The organism is Actinoplanes palleronii (genome assembly GCF_016862315.1).
Taxonomy (GTDB): Bacteria; Actinomycetota; Actinomycetes; order Mycobacteriales; family Micromonosporaceae; genus Actinoplanes; species Actinoplanes palleronii.
On record NZ_BOMS01000171.1, the window covers coordinates 1 to 16,809 of the forward strand.

Consider the following 16,809-nt stretch of genomic DNA (forward strand, 5'->3'; position numbering starts at 1 on the left):
CGGCCATCAGTGATGGCCGCCCGCGGGTCAGTGCTGGTGGGTTTCCAGGTCGATCAGGACGTCGGTGGCGTCGCCGACGGGACGCACTCGTGGGTCGCCGCGCAGCAGGTCGAGGCAGCCGGCCGAGTGGACAGACGTGACCGGTCCTGGGACGACCAACGTGGGACGGCCCAGGTCCAGGGCGTGGCGGGCGCTGTCGAGGACGCTGCTGCGCGGGGCGGCTTCGACCAGGAGCGTGCCGCCGGTGAGGGCGGCGAGCAGGCGCCGGGTGTGGGCGATCCTGCTGCGGGTGACTGCCGCGGTGCCGGGTGGATAGGCGCTGAGCAGCAGGCCGTCGGTGGCCAGCGTGGTGAGCAGGCCGCGGTGGCCGGCCGGGTGGAGCTGGTCGAGGCCGCTGGGTAGGGCGGCTACCGGTGGGTGGCCGGTGGTCAGGGCACCGCGCAGGGCGGCGACGGCGATGCCGTACCCACCGTCGGTGGTGACGGTCAGGCCGTGCTCGGACAGGTCACGGGCCAGGTCGGTGGCTTGGTTCGCGCCGTAGGCGGTGCAGGCCCGGGATCCGGCGATGGTGATCGCGGTGGTGGGCTGGGGTGCGGGTGCCGGGCCCTGCGCCCACAGGCACAGGGCGATACCCGTGGCGCCGGCCGGCCAGTCGGGGTCGCCGGGGACGAGGATGCGATGGTCGGTGGCGGCTTCGTGGCGGGCGCGCTGCCAGAGCCATTCCTCGTCGTGGGCGCGCAATTCGGGGCGGATCGTCGTACGAGCAAGGGGTTGTTTTTGTAAAGAGGAGACGGCCTGGGCGGCGCCGATGTCGGTGACCAGGCTGGTCAGGGCGGGGTTTCCTGGTTCGAAGAGCCAGGCGAGTTGGATGCGGGCGCTGCGGTCGTGGGATGAAGTCATGATTCCTGCCTGGGGAGTGAAGGGGCGCTGTGGATCGGTCTGACCGTCAGGGGTGGGTGGTGCAGCCAGGACGCGGCGAGCACGTCCGGGCGGGCCGGGTGTGGCACGACCTCGTAGCCGGTGAGCCAGACGGTGTGCCAGGTCTCGGCGGGTGCGCCGCGGCGCAGTGGGCTGTCCGTGCCGGCGCCGAGTCCGATCTCGGCGGTACGGGGCCGGGTGCGGTAGTGGTCCAGGCGGCCGGCCAGCATCGGGCAGGCGCTGCTGCTGTACGCGGCGCACGGCGGGCACAGCGCCGGCTCGGACGTGCAGCACAGCAGCAGGTCGGCGGGGCGGGCGAAGACCACCAGGCGTTCGCCGAGCAGGTTGCCGCAGACCTGGCAGCGGTGGTTGAGCAGCAGCAGTCGCTGGCGGCGGTCGTCGAGCAGGCCGAACAGGTACTGCCCGTCGGTGGTGCGCGGGGTGGCGATCGGGACGACCAGGCCGCTGCTGGTCGGGCGGTGCCGCAGGTGCACGGGGATGTCCATGTTCACGCCTGCCCGTCGCGGCGACCGAGAACGGTCAGCGGGTTGGTGTCCGGGATCGGGCCGAACAGGGTGGACAGCAGCGCGCGGGGGCTGGGGGCGCGGCGGCGGCTGCCGGGGAGTTTGCGGCCGTATTTCCACTGCCGGTTCCAGGCGCCGTCGCTGCTGAGCGTCAGCGCGTGCGGGGCGAGCAGCCGGCAGCGCAGCAGGGTGGCGGTGACGGCCAGGTCGTACGGTCGGCGGTGGGTCTTGCAGAAGTTGGCGATCCACAGCGGGCGCTGCTCGTCGCGCTCGGGGACGGGTAGGACGAACGTGTCGGCGGACAGGTCGTCGGCGCCGTCGCCGTTGAAGCTGATGTCGCAGCCGGGGTCGAAGGTCGGGCGGCCCCAGCCGTACGGGCCGGTGATGACGATGCCGGCGCGGCGCGCGGCGTCGACGATCCGGGCGGTGTCGCTGACCAGTTGCGGCCAGCAGGTCTGGTAGGCGGGGTCGTTGAGCAGCAGGCTCCAGTAGTGGGTGTAGCCCATCGGGATGTCCCTTTCCAACAAAGGAGATCCCGGGCGCGCTGTCACGGCGGCGCCCGGGATTCTCGTGTGAGAGGTGGCCGGGCGTCGGCCGGTGCTACGGGTGGGTCAGCGCCGGTGCAGCGCCTGGTGCACGGCTTCCGGGCTGATCCCGGAGTGGATGACGTGCTGGACCAGCTCGGCGAACTCGTCGCCGGGATCGGCCTGGCAGGCGCGGTCGGCGGCCAGCACGGCGGTCACACCGTCGCCGGCCTGTGCCGCGGCCAGGGCCAGGAACGTCGCCGGGGCGCAGGCCAGGCTGCCGGCGCCGGCCCGGCGGGTCAGGTCGCTCCACACCGCGATGTGGTGGCGGCTGCCGTGCACCAGCGGCACCGCGGCGTCGCGCAGGTGCGTGAAGGCGAGCAGGATCAGCAGCTGGGCGGCGTGGTCGTCGCTGAGCTGTGAATCCTGGCGTGCCGCGGTGAGCGCTTCGGCGACGAGGGTGGCGATGCGCTCGCCGAGCCGGTCGTCGGTGCGCAACGGCTGTGCCAGGGTGTGCACGGCGGCCAGGATCGCCGCGTTCATGCGTTGCTGGTCGGCGCCGCTGATCGGGGCGAGCCGGGTGGCCAGCGCGTCCCGGTCGACGGCGATCTGCATGCCGGCGTAGGTGGCCTCGGCGGCGACGATCGTGCTCGCCGGGTCGTACGGAAGACTTTTGATCGTGCAGTGGGGTTCGTCGCAGCCCAGGTGCCAGAGCCGGCCCTCGCCGACGCGCATCGCGTCGAGCACGGTGATGCCGCGGTCGGTGAACACCGCGATGGCGGTGTCGACGGCGTCGGTCATCGGCTCGTGCGGGCCGTAGCCGATCAGCAGCGCCTGGTTCAGGCCGTTGCTGAGCAGCACGTCGGCCAGGTGGTGGCCGAGCGGGCGGGGGTCGTCGCCGTCCGGCAGCGCCTGCGCGCCGGCGAGGCGCAACTGCCCGTCCTCGACGGCCAGCATGGCGAGGCTGTTCTGCGGCTGGTAGCCGAGCAGGTACGGGACGAGGGTGGCGGCGTCGACCGGGTTGGCGATGCGGATGGTGCGTTTCTGCATGGCAGTTCTCCTTTGCGGATGGTCCGCCGAGGAGCCCGTGCATCACCCGGCTGTCCGCCGGGAGTGGTGCACGGGTCCCCGGCGAGGGGTGATGAAAAACGGTCAGGAACGAGGTAGCGGCCAGCTCAACGGACCGATGCCGAGATCATCGGGGCCGTCGAGGTCGTCGAGGTCGGGCCAGTCCCGGTAGCCGCGGTTGGAGTACCAGATCCCGCCGGACCACTCCCCCGCCTGCTCGTTGAGCAGATACGACGTGCGCCGGAACCGGCGATCCACACTCAGCAGCACCATCTTGTTGGCCGGACCCATCCACCGCTGCAACCGCAGCCGGGTGCGCCGATGCCGCAGCGAACCCCACTGCCCGATCAGGGATTCGGCGACGATCCGGGTGTCCGAGCGCGGGTCGGCGCGGTCCGGGTGGATCGGCAGGACCCCGTTGTGCGCGAGCACGGTGCGCGGGTCGGCGCCGACGGCGTACGGATGGCAGTTGTCCAGGCTGACGGTGCCTCCGGTCGCGAGCCGGGAGTGGAACAACGCGTCGCCGTCCGGGTGCGCCCACCGCGCCGCCACGAACTCGTCGATCAGCGGCGCAGCGTCCATCCCGTGGCGCACCAGCAGCCCGCCGGTCGTGACGATCGCGAAACCGTGCCCGTCGGTGTTGACCAGGCTGCCGTTGTACAGGGCGTCCACCTGCGGCGGCACCCCGCCGGGCAGGAACGTCAGCAGGCACATGACAGCGCCTCCAGCTGACGCACCAGCGGCGTATAGGCGGACTGCCCGGCGAGCCAGCCGGTGAACGCCGCCCAGCCCCAGCCACCGCTGGCGATCGCGGCGACACTCAGCTGCCGGGTGTATTCGACCGTGGCGACCGAGAACGCGAACGCCGCCTGGATGGTCTGCGGATCCAATGACCCGGCGAAGACCCGCAGTTCGAACGTGTGCTCGTTGTTGGTGTTGATCGCCCGGTAGCGCGGCCCGTACCAGTCGCCCTTGACGTAGTTCTTGATCGCGCGCCGGTCCTCGGGACAGAACGCCGCCCACTGCGACGCCTCCCGGCGCGCGACCTGCTGCACCTGGCGCTCATTGCGATAGATGAACTTCATCCATCGGTACGAGTGCGCGACCGACGAGAACCCGGCCCGGGACAGGTGCACGTGGATCCCGGTCGTGTCGGTGGCCAGGCAGCCGTTGTCGCGCAGCCGCCCGAGCATGTCCCACGGGAAGTTCGCCAGCGCCCAGTCGTAGGCCATCGGATGCGTGACGATCTCGAACCCGCAGGTCAGGGACCCGTCGCGTTTGAGGTAGCCAAGGTCGCCGAGCCCGCGGAAGGCGATCTCGGCGCACCGGTGCGGGTTGCCGGCACCGACCTCGACTTCGATCTCCGGTCCCAGGAACAGCGGCCCGTCGCCGTGGAAGACCGGCCGGGGCTGGTAGGAGTAGTCGTGCACGAGGTCGTCGAACGCGTCGTCGGCGCACAGGTCGCAGTCGTCGTCGCCGCACGGGCAGCTGTTCGGGCAGTGCTCGTCGCTGTGGTGCCAGCCGTCGCAGCCGCCGCACCGGGTGTAGAAGTCGACGAGGCACTCGGCGCAGATCAGCGCACCGGTCAGGGTGCGGGTGGGGTGTGCCGCTGGTTGCTCGCAGCGTTCACACGTCATGGGTGTCACCTCCGGAAAAGGTGTCCCCGCACCGGGTCTCCACGCCCGGTGTCCACGCCGGTCAGGCGGGTGGGGACATCGGGATGGATGGATCAGCGGCCGTCGGGCGGCCGCGTCGTCACCGCGGTGCGTTCACCGGTGGTGACGAGAGGTGGACGATGCCGCCGCCGTGCCGCTTGGCGACGTACATCAGCCGGTCGGCGCGGGCCAAGGCCCGCCGATGGTCACCGCCGGCGCTGCGGCAGATACCGACACTGACCTTCATCGGTACGACGCAGCCGAACAGGGTGACCGGCGCCGCCAGCGCGGCCAGCAGCCCGCGGTGCACCGCCACGACCGGCCGGTGGCTGATCAGCACGAACTCGTCGCCACCGAGGCGGGCGACCACATCACCGGCGACCGCCGCCGCGCACAGCCGTTGCCCGAGCGCGGCCAGCAGCGCGTCGCCACCGGCGTGACCGAACCGGGTGTTGACGCCGCGCAGGTCGTCGGCGTCGAGCAGCGCGACGGTCACCGGCCCGCGCACCCGGTCGAGGTGCCGTTCGGCGACCCGCCGCACGAACAGCTCGGTGACCGGATCCCGGCGGGCCTCGGCCAGCTCAGCGCGTACCCGGACGAACCAGGCGCCCACCACCGCCGCGTGCGCGGGCAGCAGGGCGGCCAACACCGGGCCGGCCGCACCCAACACCCGGTCCGCGACCAGCGCGGCGACGGCCAACACCACGTCGGCCAGCACGACCGGCAGCAGACCGTTCACGGCCGCCGCCACGGTTCGGTCACCGCCGCGACCAGCACGTCCTTGGCGTCGAGCAGGGTCAGGCACCCGTTGGCCTGCTCCAGGAACGACAGCCGCACGTCGAGCCGGTCACCGCCGGACCCCAGCAGCGCACCGTCCGGGCAGAGCAGGCTCTGACCCGGCACCGCCGACAGCCAGCCCAGGTGGCTGTAGGCGTCGGCACCCAGCTGCAGCGCCTCCAGGTGCGAGGTCGGCAACCCGAACGGCCGGTGCGGCAGCGCGTTGAACACCCGCATCGCCGCCAGCCGCGGCTGCGCCAGGTAGTCGGCGCGGGCCCGCTCCAGGTCGTAGCGGCCCGGGTTGGCCCGATGCCGGTCCACGAACATCCAGAACGGACGAGCGGTCGGCGTGCCTTTGACCGCGGACTGCCAGAGCTGCCAGCGATGCCAGTAGAACCGGTGCGCGTCAGCGCGCATCGCGTCGAGTTCGAGGCGGCACAGCGGACCGCCGGCCGCGGTGCCGTGTTGCGGCAGCAGCAGTGCGCTGCGGCGCCAGCGGGTGCTGGCCCGGAAGTGCCGGACGAGGCTGGTCGCGGCGAGCTCGACGGCGGCGAGCCGGGCGGCGACAGCGGAGGCGGCGTCGGCGGGCGGGGTGTCTGCGGGCAGGCAGACGAGGGTGGTGCTGGGCATGGCGATCCTCCAGGATCAGGGAAGGAGGCGCCTTTTTCAGGCGCGAGGCGGCGCAAGGCCGCGGATCCCGGCAAGGCCGGTGAGGGTTGCGGTTCGCGATCTCCACGTACGGCGTCGGCCGACCGACCCGGGTGAGGGTGGTGGGCGGTGACTACCGCGTTCGTGGGCGGCGAAGCCCGCGGGGTGGTGCCGAAAACGGGATCACAGAAGTGATGCGCAGAACCGTAACCGCCCTACCCAACAGCCCAGCTCACCGGCGGTCTACTCGAGTGATCCTGGCCGAACCGGCTGCTATGGTCCGGCAGTGGACGAGGGCGGATTGTGGGAACTCATCGCCGAGAGCCGGCGGGAAAGTGACAACGACACCGCGCTCACCTCGCGCCTGCTGTTTCGCCGCCTCCGCGTGCTGAGCGCCACCGAGATCGCTGATTTCGTCCAGCTCTGGGAACAGGTCAGGTCTCACCTGTACACCTGGCCGGTGACCGACGCGATCTGCCTATTGCTGGGTGTGGTCGAGGAAGACGATCTGCCCCATGCTCAGGACTGGATCATTTCGTACGGTCGCTCGGTGGTCGAGCGCACGATCCGGACTCCGGACAGCCTCGTCGAGCTCGCCGCAGATGTGCACCACGCCCGTGCGCCCTGGTTCGGCGAGTTCGCTACGGAGGCACACATCGTGATCACCGGCTCCTGGCCGCTGGGCTACGACCCGGACGGACCCGCCGATCTGCTCGGAGAACACATTGATCTTGCCGATCACGCCGTCGCCCGTCAGCAGTTTCCACGCCTGACGGCTTTCCGGCGCCAGCACGCGGACCTCGGCATTCCCGAACTCCGCTGACCGTCCCGAACGAGCGGCCCGGATCAGCCAGAGGTGGTCCGGCCGCTTGATAGCGCGGCTTTCGGCAGATCCGTGCCACGGACTGCGTCACGCAGCGTCAGGGCCGATCGCCGTCACCAGGTTCGAACGCGTCCCAGGTCACGTGGTCATCGGTCACGGTGATGCTGGTCTTGAGCGGCCAGCATCCCCATTCGCCGCATTCACAGGCGAGCACCGGTGTCTTCGATCCCGTGCCACCGCAGGACCGGCCGAGGAAATGGTCGTCCATGGAACCGAAACGGAAGAACGCGGGAACCAGCCCGCCGTACGCCCCGCCGGCGGGCCGCATCCCGGCCCCGATCTCGAACCTGTCGACCAGTTCGGTCAGCAAAGCTCCATCGATGCGACGTCCTGCCCCCCTTCCGGATGGCACAGCGCCGGTCGAGTTCATTCACGGGCTTGGCGGCCGGAGCTGGCGGCCGAGTCCGGTGCCGGGCATCGTCATGGCGTCACCCGGCGCGTGGCCGTATCGTGCAATCATGCCGATCGGCTGGCCGGAATGGGATTGGGGCAATGTCCCATCATGGGTGGGCTCGCTCCTCACCGGCTCGTCACTGGCGCTTGCCTCATTCACCTACTCCCGCACGAGCGGAGACCGTCGCCGCGTGCTGGAGGAGTCGGAGCGTAGCCAAGCCGCCCGGGTCAGCCTCTGGTGGATCAACCCGCGCAAAGCTCTCGTTCGCAACAGCAACGACGTAGCCGTGACGGTGCAGGCCTTCGTTGAGGGCACAGAGGACGAGTCCCCAGCGGCGGCTTCCGAACACCTCGGCATCGGCCCCGGTCAAACCTGGAGCCTGCTGCTGCCGGTTTCCAGTAGCAGCGCGCCGACGCGGGTTGACCTGGCGATAGTGGACGGCTACGGACGGAGGTGGATCCGGCGCACCGGCGGCACCCTCGACCGGATCACGAACGAAGAATCGCTGCCGGCACTGTCACCGCAGGCAGAAACCCCGCTTCGGTGGGAGATCCAATAACCGCGTCTGCCATCGATGTGGCCGGTGAGTCGTAGCCCGCTCCCGTCCACTGATCATCCAGAGCGCTGCGCAGCTTTCGAAGAAACGGGATCGGGTCGGGCCGGGCGAAGATCTGGCGGCCGTAGGCAACGCCAGCCGCACCGGCTCGTACCGCGGTCTGCGCTTTGACGATTGCTTCCTCTTCGTCGGTGAGTTTCTCGCCGGCGATCAGGACCGGCACCCCCATCGCCGAATCGACGACGCTGCCGAAAGTTTCCGCAGAGCCGGTGTAGACGGTTTTCACGATGGACGCTCCGAGTTCCACGGCGACCCGCACGCAGTGGCGGACGAGTTCGGCAAACTTGTCCGGGTCCTGGGTGCGTAGTGTGGTGTAGTTCTGGTCGGTCCCGTCGGATTGCCTGCCTCGCGGATAGGCAAAGGCCACCACCGGCAGTCCGTAAGCCTGGGCTTCGTCGACACGCCGACTCAGCATCTCGAGTTGTTCCGTCTCATACGGTGACGTCAGGTTGACATGGCATGCGACCGCATCGGCTCCGCCGCTGATCGCGTCTCGCACCGACCCTACGAGGACTTTGCGGGTGTGTTCCATCATCGTGGTGCTGGCGCTGAGGTTCATGACAGTCGGCGTATCGATAAGTTCGCGCTGGGCCGCGGTGAGTACACCGCGGAAGCCGAGGACTGCGGTGACGTGTTCGAGAACCTCGCGGTGCAGCAGGGTACGTACGTCGCGCAGGTGATTTTCCGGGCCGGAGATCAGGCCGTCGTCAAGCGGAAGCCACACAGCAGGCCGGTCACCCGGCACCAACCGGCGAAGTCTGCGCCGTAAGCCCACCTCAACGAGCACGTAATCCTCCGCTGTATGCGCATGGTGAGGGCGACAGGATACGCGCGGGCCGTTCCTGAGGCGATTGGCTTGCCACGATAGCCCCTCGCTGTCACAGAACGTGTTCAACACGACCTCGAATCGGCCTCGCTACGCTGTCGCCACAGCAGACCAACGAAAACACACACGTGGTGGTTGTGCGGTGATATGCCCTAAGACGACTCGAAGGGTTACCCCAGCACGTCCGGGGTGTCGTAGCGCACGAGTACGGCAAAGATCTCATCTGGACTCAATTTGGCGCCGAGTGCCTCGAGCTTGCGGAGGATGTCCGCCTCGTCGGAGTCAGGATCGTCGGCCAGCAGGGCGATTTCGCCGATGGGATCGTCCGCGTCGACCTGCCGCATGCTGTCATCATGTGGTTTGCCGGGTATCACCTTGTCGCTCATGCCGGTTCCTCTGCGATCACGAATCGGAAGCCTAGGTCTTCGTTCTGCGCGTCGACGTCTCCACGGCCACGGTACGCCGGGTGCGCCCGCCAGGGTTTGTGCCGCCAGGAGCCACCCTTGACGATGCGACGGTTGTGTTCACCGGGTGCGTAATGGTCGAAGACCCACTCGAAGGCGTTGCCCAGCATGTCCACGGCGAGGTTGCGGCGCGCTTGTGTCGGTGCGGCGAACGCGCCGATCGGGGTGGTCGCCGGCCAGCGCAGGTCACTGGTGTTGCCGAATACGTGGCCGAGTCTTTCGGCGATCTCGACCGTGCTGGTGACTCCCCACGAGTGCAGACATGCCGCTTCCCACTCGTTCTCGCTGGGCAGCCGGACGGCCGTGCCGAGCCTGCGGCTGAGCCAGACGCAGAACGCGTTCGCTTCGAACCACGACACCCCGACCACCGGCTGCAGTCGGTTCCGTAGCGGCTTCTTCTGCCAGAACCTGGGTGCGGTCAGGGGTTGTTCCTGCAATGCCCGGGCGTAGGCGAACATCTCGCTCTCCGTCATCGTCGCGAACCGGACCAGTGCGGCGGCCCCGGCGGGGGTCGCCACCTTGCTGCGCAGAAGCCGGATCGTGTTGGCCGGGAAGTCCTGCTGCAGGCGGATCTGGCGGCGGCGCCAGCCGGCAACAAACTCCTCCTGGGCTCGCTGACGGGTGCGCCATTCCCAGCCTTCCGGCGGCCACAAGCTCGGGTCCTGGTATCCGCCGTCTTCGACGAATCCGGCGAACTCCGCGTTGGACACGGGGAACCGTGAGATCCGAAACGACGGCAGATCAATGTCGCGGGATTCGCTACTCACGTTGCCTTCGGGCACGGCAGCGTTGTTCACTCGGCCCAACCGCCAGCGGCCGGCCGGGACCATCATCGTCGCTCCTCTGCCGCCTGCACCGGCCGACGGCAGCGACCAGCCGAGATCACCGAGTGCAGCCAGGACAGTGGCACGGATGCGCGGGACGAACGAGGTGTCCAACTGAGTACGGAGATCCGCGACGATCCGATCCCGGACTACGCTGTCGGCCGCTTCGTGGCGAATGGCGGCGAAGACACGTGCGGCAAGGACAGCGTCGACGGCGAGCAGGCGGGCCGGCACATCAACGCCGCGCAGCTGGGCAGCAAACTGGAATATCTCGTCATAGCGGTGTTGTGCGTAGGACGGAGGGCCAGCGTCCGGCGGACCTCCGTTGTCGGCGACAGGCTGATGTTCCGGCTCGGCCAGTTGTGCCAGTTCGTCGATGCTGCAACCGACTGCGGCGAACAGATGCTGCACCGACGGGTGGGCGAATCGGATCCTGCCCTGGTCAAGACGAAGAACGTCCAGGTCTTTCGCGGTCTCCAACGCTTCCTGCGGCTTCACGGGATGGTCGTCGACCTGACGGATCGTGCGGGCCAGGAACTCGCCGGTCTCGCCGGGAGGCATCACTAGCCGAGCGGGCCCGTTCGGCATCGCCGGTAACGACAATTGCTTGGCCAACTGGCCGAGCGCTCGGACCAGAGGAATCGTCTCCAACTCCGGCCACGGGTCTTGGTTGGCTCTGCTCATCGCCTCCAGATTGCTCGCCTGTGCTCCCGGTATCAGCCTGCCGTGTGGCAGGTCGTGTCCCCATTCCCGGATGATCGCCGTAGCCAGTTCCCCGCCGAACAGCCGCGTGCTGGTGGTCGCGACCCAACGGACGCCGGACTCAAGATACGAATGCAGTCGGACTGGATTCGCGTACAGCTCGACCAAGCGTGGATCGTCGTCGAACGCCTGGGCGAGCCGGCGAGCCATGTCGACGTTGCGCGCTGTCGCGATCGCGAGGATCTCCCCACGGGACAGCGAAAGGATCGTCACCTTCGTCGGTGGCCGATCACGCGGCACGTTCATCTGCACCACCTGATCCCGCGTCCGGCAGGTGACGACCACTTTCCCCACACCGTGGTCGAACATTTCCTGGATGACGTCGCGCCATTGCGTCATCCACTGCTCCGGCTCCAGACCCCGCACGCCGCCTTCGTTGAGCCCGTCGAGCAGTACCGTGCCGCCGTCACCGAGGAACTGGTCGAAGTCGCACCATCGGGCCACGTCGACGGCCAAGGCCCAGCGTTGCCGCAGCCAGGCCAAGGAGATGTTCGGTTTCGCCGGCTGGTCGGCCAACGCCACGTAGAAGGTCGCCGGGACCGCCTCGGTGTCCGGCCACATTTCGAGGCACCGCAGGGCAGCGTGGGCGTCGTAGTACCGCAGCTGCAGACTTTTTCCCGCGCTCGGTTCACCCAGCAGCATGACCAAGGGCCGGGTCAGCGGGTCACTGATGACCTCGTCGAGCGACAGCGGTTTGGTCAACGACACCGTGAGGTCTTCGGGCCGGGCCAGGCGCAGGTTTACCAGTGACCGGCTTCCGGGATGGGCTGTCCACGCGGCAAGCCGACGAAGGCTGTAGTCGGTCCGGCTCACCGCTTTGCGGTTTGCGTAGAGGTCGTTCCACAGGGCCGCGGCGACGGGGACGGCCCGGGGGCGCAGGCGACCGTTGAGTTTCTCGACCAGCATGTCGCGGCTCGTGGCCACATCCGCGCCCGGCACGGTTTCGTCAGCGGGTAACAGCGTCGGCAGCCGGCTGAATATCGGCCCGGCCGGTCGGACCAGGGTCATCAGATCCGCAGCCAGCGTGGTGAGTTCGTTGATCTGCCCGCTCCAGCGCAGGCTAATGTCCCGCGGCCACGCCTCGGGCACGTCGGGATCCAGCAGTGGCTGCTCAACGGCGATCGTGATCGCTGCACGATTGGCAAGCTTGGTAAGGATGGCTCGCTGTGCCAGGTTCGGCGGTGTGCGAGTCAGCGCAACGAAGCAATCGACCGGTGTGTCCCGGTCACCTTGAGCGATCACCACCTGCTGGCCATGGTCGCGGAGCCTGAGCTGAAGCTCCTCGGCAGGTACCGGCCCGTCGCTCCAGATCCCGAACTGCACTCGCCTGCCGAAGGACGGTTCCCCTACGAATTCGGTGCGCGCCGGTCGGGTCATCAGACGATCTGCCCTCCGTCGACCGGTATCGACGTCCCATTGATGAAGCCGGCCTCCGGGCTGGCCAGGTAAAGGACGGCGGAGGCGACCTCGCCGGCCGTGGCCATCCGCCCGACCGGGTTCATCGCCCGGTACTCGTCCAGAATGTCGTCGACGGTCACGCCACGAGCCCGGGCGGTATTCTCGGCGATGCGCATGATCATGTCGGAGTCGATGGCACTCGGGCATATCTCGTTGCAGGTGACGCCGGTGGTCGCGTATTCGAGGGCCATGACTTTCGTCAGACCGCTGAGTGCGTGCTTGGAGGCGACATATGGTGCGCGGTTGACGGCGCCGCGCAGGCTGTAGATGGAGCCCACGTTGATGATCCGGCCCCAGCCGCGGCGCAGCATGCCGGGGAGCACTGCCTGCGAGAGCAGGAACGGGACGGTCACGTTGACCCGCAGCATCCGATCCCATGAGGTCGCGTCCACCGAATGAGCCTGTTCTCGGGAGATATTGATTCCTGCGCAGTTGACGAGGACGTCGAAATCCGATTCCGGCAGGGTGAAGTCTCGCGAGAAATCGATCTTGAATCCTTCGGCGCCCAGTGCTTCCGTCAGGCGGTTGGCATTACGCTCGTTCCGGCAATATTGAAAGTAGGTCCGATGGCCTGCCTTGGCGAAGGCCAGAACGACTGCCTCTCCGAGCGTTCCCGTCCCGCCGGTCACCATGACCCTCAGCGGAGTTGAGACCTCACTGCCGACGCTTTCCGACATGTCGCCTCCGACATCGACGATCATCTACGCATAGCCAGCTCCTGTAGCGCAGGGTAGTACCTGTATCACTGCGTCGGCTAGGCACCGCGAAGCAACCACCGGCGGACGGCCACGCCAGGCTCATTGATCAGGCGCGATCACCGCGAACAAACAAAGACGCCAACTTGTCTTGGCTGTCACGCACCGCAGCCGGCGAGCGGTGAGCTATGGCCGGGGCAGCGTCGACTCCAGGGCCTCCTCGTAGCTCACCTGGGCCGCGCGCTGCGCTACCCGGCCGTCGGCGGTGATGCTCGTGAAAACGCCGCGCCGGTCGGCTTCGCAGAGGTAGCGCTCCAGCAGGCCGGTCTGCTCCAACTGGGCGACCAGCCGGCTGGTGGTGCTCTGCGGCAACTCCACCGCTTGCGCCAGCAGCTGCATCCGGGCGTGCCCGTGCTCGGCGAGGACCTCGAGGATGGCGTACTCGCCGGCGGTCAGCCGATGCGCCCGCAGCGCGGCCTCGATGGCGACCTCGACCCGGACGTGGAGCCGGTGCAGCTCACGCCAGCGGTCGGCGGCGGGCATGCGGGTCTCCTCACGTCGGACTACCGGCAACTATATCCACGTGGAAGTATCTCCGGCAGAATACATCCACGTGGATACAAAACGGGAGGCTTTCATGCGGGCGGTCGGGTTCACCATCAACGGCGGGCAGTTCAGCGTCTTCGCACGGCCGATCCCGCAGCCCGGGCCGGGCGAGGTGCTCATCGAGGTCGCGTATGCCGGGGTGAACTTCGCCGAACTCCAGCACTGGCGCGGCGACTTCGGACCCGCCGAGACCGACGGCGACATCCCCGGCCTCGAAGCAGCCGGCCGGGTCGTAGCACTCGGCGACGGGGTCACCGGTTTCGACGAAGGGCAGGCGGTGACCGCCTACCTGCCGAACTTCGGCGGGTACGCCGAGTACGTCGTCGCACCGGCCGCCTTCACCTACGCCGCCAAGGACCTGCGCCTGGACAGTGCCGCCGCGGCGCCGACGGTCCTGACGACGGCGTACGGGGCGCTCGTCGGCAGCGGGCACCTGCAGCCCGGCGACACCGTCCTCATCCACGCCGCCGCCGGCGGGGTGGGAACCGCGGCGGCCCAGATCGCCCGCGCGCTCGGCGCCGGCACAATCATCGGTACGGTCGGGTCGGCGGCCAAGGTGGAGTTCGCCCGCTCGTTCGGCTACGACCACATCGTCGTACGAAATGAATTTCCTGGCACGGTCAGCGACCTCCTCGACGGAGCAGGCATCGACGTCGTGCTCGACCCGGTGGGCGGCGCCACCCGAGCGGCCAGCATCGACCTGCTCGCACCGTTCGGCCGCCTCGTCGCCTTCGGTGACGCCGGCAACCACCCGGACCTGACCCTGCCCGTCCAGCCGCTGTGGAAGAACAACCGGATGGTCGGCGGCTTCAACATCGGCCACCTCGCCCGCCACGCGCCGCAGCTCGTGACCCGCTTCGGCCAGGCCGGCCTCGACCTCTTGCAGACCGGCGCGGTACGCATCGACATCACCGGCGAAGTGCCCCTCGCCGACGCGAAGCTCGCACTCGACCAGCTCGCGGCCGGCGTGAACCGCGGCAAACTCGTCCTGCGCGTCCGCTGACACGGCCGCAGCCGAAGCGACTGACGCTCGACCTGACCGACGACAGGTCGCAGACTGGACGAGGCCGGATCCCAGATTCCTGCCCCTGCCCGGTGGAGCTGTTGTCGTGAGCGCTTTCAACATCGTCGTCGTGCCCGAGGCCGAGACCTGCCTCCGGTGCGGCAGCGAGATCACGCGAGAGGTCCAGTTCAGCTACGGCGACCGGCGTGCCCATCGGTACACGGTCGGCGAAGCCCTCCGATGGGGCGGCAACGACCTCGGCCTCCCCGCGCGCCTGGTCCGGGTGCAGGGCTATCCGCAGGTGTGCCCGGTGTGCGGCCTCGATCCGGGCACTGTCTACGACATCGTCATCCGGGACAGCGTGATCGCGTCGGTGGCTCTCGGCACGAGCACGCCCTATGTTGACGCCGACGAGGACTTCGTAGTGGTGGAGCGATGAGCGCCTACGAACAGGATGCGCTGGTCGCGCTGCTGCGCAGCGAGGGCGATCGGCTGCGAGCGGCCGATCCCCGATTGCTGACACCAGCGGGTGGCCGGCGCACGCGGACCGGCGGAGTGTCCTGCTGGCTCAGCGTCTATCCCTATGACGGGGCGGCGGATCCCAGTATGGAGATCACCGTCGCGCTCGATGGTGAGGCCGGCTGCTATCACGCCGAGAGCGACATCGGCACGTTCGACGGCCAGATCATGACCCTGCTGCAGACCGGCCCGCAACTGCGGGACCTCGAGGAACTGCTCGCCATGCTGCGAACGTTCTTCACCGAGCACACCGACCTGAGTCTGCGCCTGGCGCGACAGCGGTGACCGGTGCGGCACCGGTCACCCGCCGCACAGCGCCCCGCGGCCATCGCCCCACCGACCCCAGGACGCCCACACGGTCCTCCGCACCTACGTCCCACGGAGCACCGATCCGGATCCCACCGGACGGGGCACGGCCGACGTGGCACGTGCCCCCTCGGTTCTGTGGCAGGTCAGCGGGTCCAGACCTGCTTACCGGCCGCGTCGTACAGGCGCAGGGAGCCGTCGGTGCCCAGGACCAGCCAGCCCGCGGACTTGCCGAAGGTGCCGGTGGCCCAGGTCGGCGCGCCGTTCTTGTCGGTCATGACGAGGTTGCCGTCGGTCTGCAGGGTCAGCTGGGCGCCGCCCCTGTCGGGAGACCAGACCTTGGTGCCGTTCTTCGTGAGGGTCAGCGCACCGGCGGTCACGGTCAGCCGATAGTCACCGGCCTTCAGGTAGGCGTTCTCCTCGACGCTGCCACCGGCACCGATCCGGTCGGCGCCGCAGGCCGCCCAGACGTTGCTGGCGTCGGGCAGCGTGCCCAGGACGTTGACGATCGAGGAAGCCGAGCCGATCCCCGCCACGGTCGCGACGTCGGTGCTGCGGCTGGTGCAGGAGTCGGTGACCAACGCGCGCCGGCACGCTGCCGGGGCGCGCGAGATCGCCGTTACAGTCCTGGCCGCGGACGGCCTGGTGCGGGTCACGGTCCGCGACGACGGCCGGCCCGGTGCACAGCCGAAGCGCTACGGCGGCGGCTTCGGGCTGGTCGGCATGCGCGAGCGGGTGCAGTTGCTGGGCGGCCGGTTCGCCGCCGGGCGCGAACCCGACGGCGGCTGGCAGGTGACCGCCGAACTTCCACGGGAAAGGCAGCCGAGTAACGCGGATGATGGCGGCCGATCATGATCAGAGCGCAGGTCCTGGCCGACGCGGTGCTCCGAGGCCGGCGGTTCGCGGCGAAGCCTCACTGTCATTTCTCCCCTCCTCCGCTTCGCGACCGTCGGTCCGAACCTGTCCGACGATCGCACCGGATCGCTGCCAGGGCGGCCCCTCAGCAGCTCCACGCCGCCGCACCACGGCGCGTCCGCGAACTCGAACTGCTGACGACGCGACTCGAGCGCGCCGCCGAACAGGGCGACCTCGCCGGCTACCTGGTCGCGCTCAACCACGGCTTCTCCGTGCAGGCCGGCAGCGGCGTCACCCGCACCGACCTGATGCGCTTCGTCGACCAGGCCCTACGCCTGTGGCCCGGCAGCCCGCGCTGACCCTGCCGCCGATGCGGCGGATCCGCCTATCGCCGAACCGGGCGTGCCGCTCACGTTCGGTATCACGCCAGGCCGGTCATCCAAGCCCGCCCTTCGGACGAATCCGAGGGGAGCGGTGACACCTC

At 69.0% G+C, this 16,809-nt stretch carries 22 protein-coding genes; 7 read left to right on the forward strand and 15 right to left on the reverse strand.

Features of this window, described 5'->3' with window-relative positions; translation table 11 throughout:
- Window positions 1-27: 27 nt before the first annotated feature.
- The 8 genes from Apa02nite_RS47020 to Apa02nite_RS47055 all read right to left on the reverse strand — a co-directional run bounded on the left by Apa02nite_RS47020 (window position 28) and on the right by Apa02nite_RS47055 (window position 6,096).
- Complete coding sequence (locus Apa02nite_RS47020) at window positions 28-900, reverse strand: DNA-processing protein DprA (protein ID WP_203830953.1); 873 nt, start codon at window positions 898-900, stop codon at window positions 28-30.
- The gene (locus Apa02nite_RS47025; protein ID WP_203830954.1) at window positions 897-1,424 is read right to left on the reverse strand and encodes a hypothetical protein; all 528 of its coding nucleotides are present in this window, start codon (window positions 1,422-1,424) and stop codon (window positions 897-899) included. The genes Apa02nite_RS47020 and Apa02nite_RS47025 overlap by 4 nt, the downstream gene beginning before the upstream one ends.
- A 2-nt stretch (window positions 1,425-1,426) precedes the next feature.
- The gene (locus Apa02nite_RS47030) at window positions 1,427-1,948 is read right to left on the reverse strand and encodes a hypothetical protein (RefSeq protein ID WP_203830955.1); all 522 of its coding nucleotides are present in this window, start codon (window positions 1,946-1,948) and stop codon (window positions 1,427-1,429) included.
- 105 nt (window positions 1,949-2,053) lie between these two features.
- Complete coding sequence (locus Apa02nite_RS47035; RefSeq protein ID WP_203830956.1) at window positions 2,054-3,016, reverse strand: DUF4192 domain-containing protein; 963 nt, start codon at window positions 3,014-3,016, stop codon at window positions 2,054-2,056.
- 102 nt (window positions 3,017-3,118) lie between these two features.
- Entirely contained in the window at window positions 3,119-3,748 is a 630-nt protein-coding gene (locus Apa02nite_RS47040) for a class II glutamine amidotransferase domain-containing protein (RefSeq protein ID WP_203830957.1), read from the reverse strand.
- Window positions 3,736-4,671, reverse strand: a complete 936-nt coding sequence (locus Apa02nite_RS47045) for an amidoligase family protein (protein WP_203830958.1) — start codon at window positions 4,669-4,671, stop codon at window positions 3,736-3,738. The genes Apa02nite_RS47040 and Apa02nite_RS47045 overlap by 13 nt, the downstream gene beginning before the upstream one ends.
- A gap of 118 nt (window positions 4,672-4,789) precedes the next feature.
- Window positions 4,790-5,440, reverse strand: coding sequence for a GGDEF domain-containing protein (locus tag Apa02nite_RS47050; RefSeq protein WP_203830959.1), 651 nt, complete (start codon window positions 5,438-5,440; stop codon window positions 4,790-4,792).
- Window positions 5,425-6,096 carry a hypothetical protein gene (locus Apa02nite_RS47055; protein ID WP_203830960.1) on the reverse strand — a complete coding sequence of 224 codons (672 nt, stop codon included), beginning with the start codon at window positions 6,094-6,096 and terminating at the stop codon, window positions 5,425-5,427. The genes Apa02nite_RS47050 and Apa02nite_RS47055 overlap by 16 nt, the downstream gene beginning before the upstream one ends.
- Window positions 6,097-6,400: 304 nt before the next feature.
- Here Apa02nite_RS47055 and Apa02nite_RS47060 point away from each other — a divergent pair, with 304 nt between their 5' ends.
- The gene (locus Apa02nite_RS47060; protein ID WP_203830961.1) at window positions 6,401-6,937 is read left to right on the forward strand and encodes a DUF4240 domain-containing protein; all 537 of its coding nucleotides are present in this window, start codon (window positions 6,401-6,403) and stop codon (window positions 6,935-6,937) included.
- Between the two features lie 97 nt (window positions 6,938-7,034).
- Here the strand turns inward: Apa02nite_RS47060 and Apa02nite_RS47065 are convergent, their stop codons facing one another.
- Window positions 7,035-7,307 carry a hypothetical protein gene (locus Apa02nite_RS47065; RefSeq protein WP_203830962.1) on the reverse strand — a complete coding sequence of 91 codons (273 nt, stop codon included), beginning with the start codon at window positions 7,305-7,307 and terminating at the stop codon, window positions 7,035-7,037.
- Between the two features lie 148 nt (window positions 7,308-7,455).
- On the opposite strand from Apa02nite_RS47065, the gene Apa02nite_RS47070 reads away from it, so the two are divergent.
- Window positions 7,456-7,950, forward strand: coding sequence for a hypothetical protein (locus Apa02nite_RS47070; RefSeq protein ID WP_203830963.1), 495 nt, complete (start codon window positions 7,456-7,458; stop codon window positions 7,948-7,950).
- On the opposite strand, the gene Apa02nite_RS47075 is transcribed toward Apa02nite_RS47070, so the two are convergent.
- The 5 genes from Apa02nite_RS47075 to Apa02nite_RS47095 form a co-directional block, all read right to left on the reverse strand.
- Window positions 7,880-8,794 (reverse strand): class I fructose-bisphosphate aldolase, encoded by a 915-nt coding sequence (locus Apa02nite_RS47075; protein ID WP_203830964.1) that lies wholly within the window; start codon window positions 8,792-8,794, stop codon window positions 7,880-7,882. The two genes, Apa02nite_RS47070 and Apa02nite_RS47075, sit on opposite strands and share 71 nt — an antisense overlap.
- A 209-nt stretch (window positions 8,795-9,003) precedes the next feature.
- Entirely contained in the window at window positions 9,004-9,219 is a 216-nt protein-coding gene (locus Apa02nite_RS47080) for a hypothetical protein (protein WP_203830965.1), read from the reverse strand.
- On the reverse strand, window positions 9,216-12,260 hold the full coding sequence (locus Apa02nite_RS47085) for an SUMF1/EgtB/PvdO family nonheme iron enzyme (protein WP_203830966.1): 3,045 nt from the start codon (window positions 12,258-12,260) through the stop codon (window positions 9,216-9,218). The genes Apa02nite_RS47080 and Apa02nite_RS47085 overlap by 4 nt, the downstream gene beginning before the upstream one ends.
- On the reverse strand, window positions 12,260-13,042 hold the full coding sequence (locus tag Apa02nite_RS47090; RefSeq protein WP_203830967.1) for an SDR family NAD(P)-dependent oxidoreductase: 783 nt from the start codon (window positions 13,040-13,042) through the stop codon (window positions 12,260-12,262). Before Apa02nite_RS47090 ends, Apa02nite_RS47085 begins: the two co-directional genes overlap by 1 nt.
- Window positions 13,043-13,222: 180 nt before the next feature.
- Window positions 13,223-13,579, reverse strand: a complete 357-nt coding sequence (locus Apa02nite_RS47095; RefSeq protein WP_203830968.1) for a MarR family winged helix-turn-helix transcriptional regulator — start codon at window positions 13,577-13,579, stop codon at window positions 13,223-13,225.
- 94 nt (window positions 13,580-13,673) lie between these two features.
- Here Apa02nite_RS47095 and Apa02nite_RS47100 point away from each other — a divergent pair, with 94 nt between their 5' ends.
- From Apa02nite_RS47100 to Apa02nite_RS47110, 3 genes are all read left to right on the forward strand, one after another.
- On the forward strand, window positions 13,674-14,645 hold the full coding sequence (locus tag Apa02nite_RS47100) for a quinone oxidoreductase family protein (RefSeq protein WP_203830969.1): 972 nt from the start codon (window positions 13,674-13,676) through the stop codon (window positions 14,643-14,645).
- A gap of 106 nt (window positions 14,646-14,751) precedes the next feature.
- Window positions 14,752-15,084 (forward strand): hypothetical protein, encoded by a 333-nt coding sequence (locus Apa02nite_RS47105; protein WP_203830970.1) that lies wholly within the window; start codon window positions 14,752-14,754, stop codon window positions 15,082-15,084.
- On the forward strand, window positions 15,081-15,449 hold the full coding sequence (locus Apa02nite_RS47110; RefSeq protein ID WP_203830971.1) for a hypothetical protein: 369 nt from the start codon (window positions 15,081-15,083) through the stop codon (window positions 15,447-15,449). Before Apa02nite_RS47105 ends, Apa02nite_RS47110 begins: the two co-directional genes overlap by 4 nt.
- Window positions 15,450-15,616: 167 nt before the next feature.
- On the opposite strand, the gene Apa02nite_RS47115 is transcribed toward Apa02nite_RS47110, so the two are convergent.
- The gene (locus Apa02nite_RS47115) at window positions 15,617-16,006 is read right to left on the reverse strand and encodes a hypothetical protein (protein ID WP_203830972.1); all 390 of its coding nucleotides are present in this window, start codon (window positions 16,004-16,006) and stop codon (window positions 15,617-15,619) included.
- On the opposite strand from Apa02nite_RS47115, the gene Apa02nite_RS47120 reads away from it, so the two are divergent.
- Together Apa02nite_RS47120 and Apa02nite_RS47125 are read left to right on the forward strand one after the other, a co-directional pair.
- Complete coding sequence (locus Apa02nite_RS47120) at window positions 15,972-16,325, forward strand: sensor histidine kinase (protein ID WP_203830973.1); 354 nt, start codon at window positions 15,972-15,974, stop codon at window positions 16,323-16,325. The two genes, Apa02nite_RS47115 and Apa02nite_RS47120, sit on opposite strands and share 35 nt — an antisense overlap.
- The gene (locus Apa02nite_RS47125; RefSeq protein ID WP_203830974.1) at window positions 16,322-16,684 is read left to right on the forward strand and encodes a hypothetical protein; all 363 of its coding nucleotides are present in this window, start codon (window positions 16,322-16,324) and stop codon (window positions 16,682-16,684) included. The genes Apa02nite_RS47120 and Apa02nite_RS47125 overlap by 4 nt, the downstream gene beginning before the upstream one ends.
- Window positions 16,685-16,809 lie beyond the last annotated feature (125 nt).